Raw genomic sequence first — 7,630 nt, forward strand, 5'->3', positions numbered from 1 at the left:
TCGGCGTCGCGCCCGCGGTACTGGCGCGCGTGCAGCGCAACAGCGAACAGTGGCTCGGCATGCCATGGGGTGCGTTCAACGTGCCCGATATCGGCCGCTGCCGCCCGGTGCCGCCGACGCTGGTCGTCCACGATCGCCACGACAAGGAGGTGCGCTGGGAAGACGGCGCCGCGATCGCCGGTTCGTGGCCCGGCGCCACGCTGCTGACCACCGAGGGCCTGGGCCATCGGCGCATCCTGCGCGATGCGGGCGTGATCGATCAGGTCGTCGCCTTCCTCGCGCAGCGCCTGTTGTCCCGCGGCGCGCCCGCTGCCGCGATACCGCCGCAGCATGCCGAGCGGACGGTACGCTCGGCGGTGCGAACCGAAGACCTTGGCGTGGCCCGCTGATTCCGACCTTACGGCCGCCTCTGCGCCATGCCGTTGCGCGTGCGTCGCAGGACCCGCGCCGCGCCAGCCTCGAACTCGAACTCGAACTCGAACCTGGGGTCGATGAAGTCCGTCGTGTCGATCCCTCAGCCGGCCCGCGCCAGGATCTGCCCGCCCCCATAGCTCGACTGCTCCGGCGGTGTGCCACCCAGCGTCACCCGGATCGCGCAGTACTTGAACTCCGGGATCTTGCCGAACGGATCGAGCGCCGAATTGGTCAGCTTGTTGATCGCCGCCTCGTAATAGCAGAACGGCACGAACACCGCGCCGCGCGGCGTGCCCTCGTCGGCGCGCGCATACAGCGCAACCTCGCCGCGGCGCGACGCCAGCGTGATGACGTCGCCGGGCTTGCCGCCCCACTGCGCCAGATCGAGCGGATGGACCAGCGCGGTCGGGTCGGGCTCGAGCGCATCGAGCACCCCCGCCCTGCGCGTCATGCTGCCGGTGTGCCAGTGTTCGAGCTGGCGCCCGGTGATCAGCACGAAGGGATAGTCCTGGTCCGGCCGTTCGGCCGCGGGCACGATATCGGCCGGCACGAAGCGCGCGCGGCCCGTCGGCGTGGGGAAGTCGTCGGTGAAGATCACCGGCTCGCCGGCATCGCCTTCGGCGCGGCACGGGTAGGTGACCGCGTGTTCGCGTTGCAGCCGCTCCCAGGTGATGCCTGCGATGCTCGGCATCGCCAGCCGCATTTCGTCGAACACCTCGGCCACGTCGCCGTAGCGCCAGTCCAGGCCCAACTGCGCGGCCATCTGCTGGATGATCCACAGGTCCTGGCGCGCCTGTCCCGGCGGGTCGATGGCCTGCCGGCCGAGCTGCACGATGCGGTCGGTATTGGTGAAGGTGCCGGTCTTCTCGGGGAAGGCCGAGGCCGGCAGCACCACGTCGGCGAGATAGGCGGTCTCGGTCAGGAAGATGTCCTGCACCACCAGATGATCGAGCGCGGCCAGCGCCTCGCGCGCATGCTGCGCGTCGGGGTCCGACATCGCCGGGTTCTCGCCCATGATGTACATGCCGCGCACCTCGCCGCGTTCGATGGCCTGCATCACCTCGACCACCGTCAAACCCGGCTGGCGATCGAGCGGCGTGCCCCATAGCGCCTCGAATCGCGACGCGGCGTCGGCATCGTCGACGCGCCGGTAGTCCGGATACATCATCGGGATCAGCCCGGCGTCCGAGGCGCCCTGCACATTGTTCTGGCCGCGCAGCGGATGCAGGCCGGTGCCGGGCCGGCCGATCTGGCCGGTCATCAGCGCCAGCGCGATCAGGCAGCGCGCATTGTCGGTGCCATGCACGTGCTGCGACACGCCCATGCCCCACAGGATCATCGCGCTGCCCGCTGTCGCGTAGAGCCGCGCGACATGGCGGATCGTCTCGGCGTCGATGCCGCAGATCGGCGCCATCGCCTCGGGGCTGTAGGCGGCCACATTGCGCTCGAGTTCCTCGTAGCCGATCGTGCGGCTCTCGATGAAGTCGCGATCGACCAGCCCTTCGGTGACGATCACATGCATCATCGCGTTGAGCAGCGCGACGTCGGTATCCGGCTGGAATTGCAGGAAGCGATAGGCGAAGCGCGCCAGGTCCGAGCGCCGCGGATCGGCGACGATCAGCTTGGTGCCGTTGCGCACCGCGTTCTTGATCCAGGTGGCCGCGACCGGATGATTGACGGTCGGATTGGCGCCGATCAGGATCACGACCTCGGCCTTGCCGACATCGATCACCGGGTTGGACACCGCGCCCGAGCCGATCCCCTCGAGCAATGCCGCCACCGACGAGGCGTGGCACAGCCGCGTGCAATGGTCGACGTTGTTGCTGCCGAAGCCGGTCCGCACCAGCTTCTGGAACAGATAGGCCTCCTCGTTGCTGCCCTTGGCCGAGCCGAAACCGGCCAGCGCGCGCTTGCCGTGGGTATCGCGAATGCGCGCGAGGCCGCCGCCGGCAAGCGCCAGCGCTTCCTCCCACGTCGCCTCGCGGAACACCTCCATCACGCGCTCGGGGTCCATCACCGCATCGCCGCGCTTGGGCACGCCCTCTCGGCGCACCAGCGGCACCGTCAGCCGGTGCGGGTGCGCGGCGTAGTCGAAGCCGTAGCGGCCCTTGACGCAGAGCCGCGCGTGATTGGCCGGGCCGTCGCGCCCTTCCACGTACTGGATGCGGTTGTCCTTGACGTGATAGGTCAGCTGGCAGCCGACACCGCAATATGGGCAGACCGATTGCACCTGCTTGTCAGGCACCGCCAGCGCGGCGGCGCGCGCCGGCATCAGCGCGCCGGTCGGGCAGGCCTGCACGCATTCGCCGCAGGCGACGCAGGTCGACATGCCCATCGGATCGTCCATGTCGAACACGATCTTAGCGTCGGCGCCGCGCAGCGCGATGCCGATCACGTCGTTGGCCTGCTCGTCGCGGCAGGCGCGCAGGCAGCGCGTGCACTGGATGCAGGCATCGAGATTGACCGCGATGGCCGGATGCGACAGATCGGGCGCCACGGGTGCGCGCGGCGCAAAGCGCGGCTTGCCGATCTCGAGGCGCGCGGACCACTGGTCCAGTTCGCTGTCGCGCGTGTACGCGGTCTCGGGCATGTCGGACTGCAGCAGCTCGAGCACCATGCTCTGCGCCTTGCGCGCGCGCGGCGAATCGGTCTGCACCTTCATGCCGTTCGCCGGCTGGCGGCAGCACGACGGCGCCAGCACGCGCTCGCCATCGATCTCCACCATGCAGGCGCGGCAGTTGCCGGCCGGCTCCAGGCCGTCCTTGTAGCACAGGTGCGGAATCTCGACGCCCTCGCGCCTGGCCACCTGCAGCAGCGTTTCGCCGGGCGCGGCCACCACCTCGCGGCCGTTCAGCTGGAAGGCGACCGAAGCGGGATCGGAGGCTTGGACGAGGGCGCGTTCGGCGCGGGTCAATGCATTCATGGCGGTCTCTTGGATCTGTCGGATCTGTCGTACGGCGGCTTCTTCGGGCTGCTTGCGGCTTGTTGCGGCTGCTCGCGCTCAGGCCAGCTCGTGCGGGAAATAGCGGATCACGCAGTCGATCGGATTGGGCGCGGCCTGCCCCAGCCCGCAGATCGACGCATCGCGCATCACCGCGGACAGGTCGGCCAGCGCCTCCCGGTCCCACTGCGGCTGCGCGATCAGCTGCACGGCCTTGGCCGTGCCGACGCGGCAGGGCGTGCATTGGCCGCAGGACTCGTGCGCGAAGAAATGCATCAGGTTGCGCGCCACGTCGACCGCGCGATCGTGGTCCGACAGCACCACCACTGCCGCCGAGCCGATGAAGCAGCCATGCGGCTGCAGCGTGTCGAAGTCCAGCGGGATATCGCCCATCGACGCGGGCAGGATGCCGCCCGACGCGCCGCCCGGCAGGTAGCCGTAGAAACGATGGCCATCGAGCATGCCGCCGCAATACTCGTCGATCAGCTCCGTGATGGTGATGCCGGCCGGTGCCAGATGCACGCCCGGCTTGTTGACGCGGCCCGACACCGAGAACGAGCGCAGTCCCTTGCGTCCATGCCGGCCCTGCCCGGCGAACCACTCAGGTCCTCGTTCCAGGATGTCGCGCACCCAGTACAGCGTCTCGAAGTTGTGCTCCAGCGTCGGCCGGCCGAACAGGCCGACCTGCGCCACATAGGGCGGGCGCAGCCGCGGCCAGCCGCGCTTGCCTTCGATCGATTCGATCATCGCGGACTCTTCGCCGCAGATATAGGCGCCGGCGCCCCGCCGCAACTCGATCGGCGGCAGGTCCGCGCATGGCGGGTCCTCGCGCAGCCGCCGCAGTTCCTCGGTCAGCAGCGCGCGGCAGCCGGCGTACTCGTCGCGCAGGTAGATATAGATCGCATCGACCTGCACGACCCGGGCGGCGATCAGCATGCCTTCGAGGAAGCGATGCGGATCGCGCTCCAGATAGAAGCGGTCCTTGAAGGTGCCGGGCTCGCCTTCGTCGATATTGACGGCCATCAGGCGCGGGCCGTCCTCGGCCCGCACGATGCGCCATTTGCGTCCCGCCGGGAAACCGGCACCACCGAGGCCGCGCAGTCCCGCATGCTCCATCGTGGCGATGGCGTCGTCGGCGGACAGCGCGCCGTCGGCCACCGCGCGCAGGGTGCGGTAGCCGCCCTGCTCGCGATACGCCTGGTAGTCGACGTACGGCTCGGGCTCGTGGCGCACCGCGCCCGCGGCCACGCGTTCGACGATCGCCTCGGCACTGGCCACGTCGACCGGATTCTGTCCGACCAGCGCCGCCGGCGCGCGCTCGCAGCGGCCGATGCAGGGCGCGGCGACCACGCGCACGTCGGTGCCGAGCAGCGCAGGCAGTTTGTCGAGCAGCGATTGCGCGCCGGCCATCTCGCAGGCGATGCCCTCGCAAACGCGCACGGTCAGCGCAGGCGGCGGCGCGATCGCGCCATCGGCATCCTCGCGCACGACGTCGAAGTGGTGATAGAAGGTCGCGACCTCGTAGACCTCCGCCTGCGCCATCTTCATCTCGGCGGCCAATGCCGCCAGATGCGGCGCGGCGAGCTGCCCATAGCGATCGTTGATCGCGTGCAGGTGTTCGATCAGCAGATCGCGCCGGCGCGGCGCCTCGCCGAGCAGCGCGCGTACCTCGGCGAGCGCGGCGGGGTCGACTTGCCGCCCCTTGGGCTGGCGGCGCTTGCGCTGCCGGCCGATGCTGTCGACCGGAATGGGGATCACGACCTGATTCATGGTCATCTCTGTTCGTTGTCCTGGATGCCTGTGGGAAGCGGCGTTGGGGGGCGCCGCCGGGTCGATGATAGCGCCATCGGCCGCGGGCCCTGCCGCCGCTGCTGATTCCCGCGCCCACCGGCATCACGGTGGGCGCGCCCGCCCTTGCTGCAGACCCCGCTACGTCAGATCGTCCGGCACCGGCTGCAAGCCCATCGGGTGAACGGCGCTGGCATGCACATGCTTGCGGATATGGGCCTCGCGCATCGGCTTGAGCACGAACACCGCCAGCAAGGCCGAGAACGCCGCCATGCCGGAGGCCAGCATGAAGACCGCATGCCAGTCGCCGGTGGCCGCCGTGATCACGCTGCTGAACGGCACCAGCAAGGCGGCCGTGCCCTTGGCCGTGTACAGCAGGCCGGCATTGGTGGCGGCGAACTTCGGCCCGAAGGTGTCGCCGCAGGTGGCCGGGAACAGGCTGTAGATCTCGCCCCAGGCGAAGAACACCACGCCGGTCAGCACCACGAAGGCGACCGGATGATGGCCATACTTCGACAGCAGCAGTATGCCGACGGCTTCGACCGCGAAGGCGATGAACATGGTGTTCTCGCGGCCGATATTGTCGGAGACCCAGCCGAAGAACGGACGCGTGAGACCGTTCAGCACGCGGTCGATCGTCAGCGCGAAGGTCAGCGCCGGCAGCGTCAGCCCGAGGATCGACACCGGCGTGTTGTCGAGACCAAAGTCCTTGGCGATCGGGCCGAGCTGCGCGGTGGCCATCAGCCCGCCGGCGGCCATCATCACGAACATCGCGTACATGATCCAGAAGATCGGCGAGGCCAGCACCTGGCGCGGCGAGGCGTTGTAGGTGGCCGCCGCCTTCAGCGTGCTCTTGACCTCGTCGAGGATCTTCGCCGACGGCGGATACAGCGCCATGCCGAGGAAGAACACCACCAGCCCCTGCCCGAGGCCGAACCACAGGAACGCCGCCTCGTAGCCGCTGTTCTTGATCACGTAGGCGATCGGCACCACGGTCAGCGCAGAGCCGGCGCCAAACCCCGCCGCGGTAATGCCCGCCGCCAGCCCGCGCCGGTTCGGGAACCACTTCAGCGCGTTGCCTACACAAGTGCCGTAGACCGCGCCGGCGCCGACGCCGCCGACCGCCGCGGCGAAATACAGCATCGGCAGCGACTCGGCCATCGAGTTCAGCACCCAGGCCACGCCGCACAGCAGCCCGCCGCCGACCACCACCGGCCGCGGCCCGTACTTGTCGACCAGATAGCCCTCGATCGGCACCAGCCAGGTCTCGGTGACCACGAAGATCGTGAACGCAACCTGGATCGCGGTCCGTCCCCATTGGTGCTTCTCGTCGATCGGATTGACGAACAGCGTCCATCCGTACTGCATGTTGGCGATCATCGCCATGCAGATGACGCCGAAGGCCAATTGGACCCACGGCGAGGCAAAGGGCGAGCGCTGCGCGTCTTGCGGTTGTTCCATGGTGTCTCCTTTTCGGCGGTGGGGAACCGCGTCGATTGGGAATGGGAGCCTGATGGCGCCTCTCATGCGGCGGCGGCAAGGACGTCCGCTGCTGCCGTCTAGTGCTATACAGTATGTGGTATATCAGTCGAGTCAAGGGGTTTTTGCCGTGGCTTACCGGGCCTGGCGACCTTGCGTGCTGCCGGTGCGCGGCGGGCCGCGAGGCGACGCGGGAACGCCGCTCGACACACACGTGCCGATTGATGCGAGACGCGCATCAAGCGCGCCGCGGTCCGACTGAACAGCGTCTGGAAATCAGGGAGTTAGCCAAGGCCCCGGCATCAATGGCGTGCCGGCACGGCGAGCGGCGCGTGGTGGCCGCTGCCGGGCGGCATCGGTCCGGCCCCCGCAGACGGCACGGGAAAACCCCTAGCGCACCGCGGCCCGCGCCACACGCAGCAACCGCTGTACCTGGCGGTCCTGCGCATCCGCACGCGTCGCCAGCGCGATGCCGATACGCGCGGCCGGCTTCGGGCTCGACAGATTGAGAAAGCGCACGCGCCGATTGGTATGGCGTGCGGTCACGCCGGGCACCAGTGCCACGCCCAGCCCGCTTTCGACCAGGCTGACGATGGTCTGCACCTGCACCGCCTCCTGCGCGACGCGCGGCACGAAGCCGGCCTCCTGGCACAGCAGCATCGCGACGGCGCGCAGGCTCGGCACCTCGGCGCCGGAAAACATGATGAAGTCCTCGCCGGCGAGGGCCTGCAAGGCAATGGAACGGCCGCGCGCATGCGGGCTGTCGGCCGACACCGCGGCCACGAAGCCATCGTTCTCCAGCGGCGTCAGCACGAAGTCGCCGGTGCTCAGCACGGGGAAGCGCACCAGACCCGCGTCGAGCTGGCGGTTCTCCAGCCGCTGCAGGATCGCGGCCGTCGTCGATTCGTGCAGCACCAGCTCGATGCCGGGATGCGCGGCGCGAAACGCCGGGATCAGCTTCGGCAGCAACGCATAGGTGGCCGAGCCGATGAAGCCCATGCGCAGCGC

Annotated in this window: 5 protein-coding genes; 1 reads left to right on the forward strand and 4 read right to left on the reverse strand. The window is 69.2% G+C overall.

Annotated features, from left to right (window positions below):
• Positions 1-389 (forward strand): alpha/beta hydrolase (locus AC6EI8_RS22065; RefSeq protein ID WP_498382885.1); only part of this gene is annotated, 389 nt, incomplete at its 5' end.
• Positions 390-514: 125 nt separating this feature from the next.
• Here the strand turns inward: AC6EI8_RS22065 and fdhF are convergent.
• The 4 genes from fdhF to AC6EI8_RS22085 form a co-directional block, all read right to left on the reverse strand.
• Entirely contained in the window at positions 515-3,337 is a 2,823-nt protein-coding gene (fdhF, locus tag AC6EI8_RS22070; RefSeq protein WP_226106068.1) for a formate dehydrogenase subunit alpha, read from the reverse strand.
• 78 nt (positions 3,338-3,415) lie between these two features.
• Positions 3,416-5,125, reverse strand: a complete 1,710-nt coding sequence (locus tag AC6EI8_RS22075; RefSeq protein ID WP_150082545.1) for an NADH-ubiquinone oxidoreductase-F iron-sulfur binding region domain-containing protein — start codon at positions 5,123-5,125, stop codon at positions 3,416-3,418.
• A gap of 159 nt (positions 5,126-5,284) precedes the next feature.
• On the reverse strand, positions 5,285-6,604 hold the full coding sequence (gene oxlT, locus AC6EI8_RS22080) for an oxalate/formate MFS antiporter (protein ID WP_226106070.1): 1,320 nt from the start codon (positions 6,602-6,604) through the stop codon (positions 5,285-5,287).
• A 408-nt stretch (positions 6,605-7,012) separates the two neighbouring features.
• Positions 7,013-7,630 (reverse strand): LysR family substrate-binding domain-containing protein (locus AC6EI8_RS22085; protein ID WP_498382886.1); only part of this gene is annotated, 618 nt, incomplete at its 5' end.

The organism is Cupriavidus sp. R6-3, from assembly GCF_059772245.1.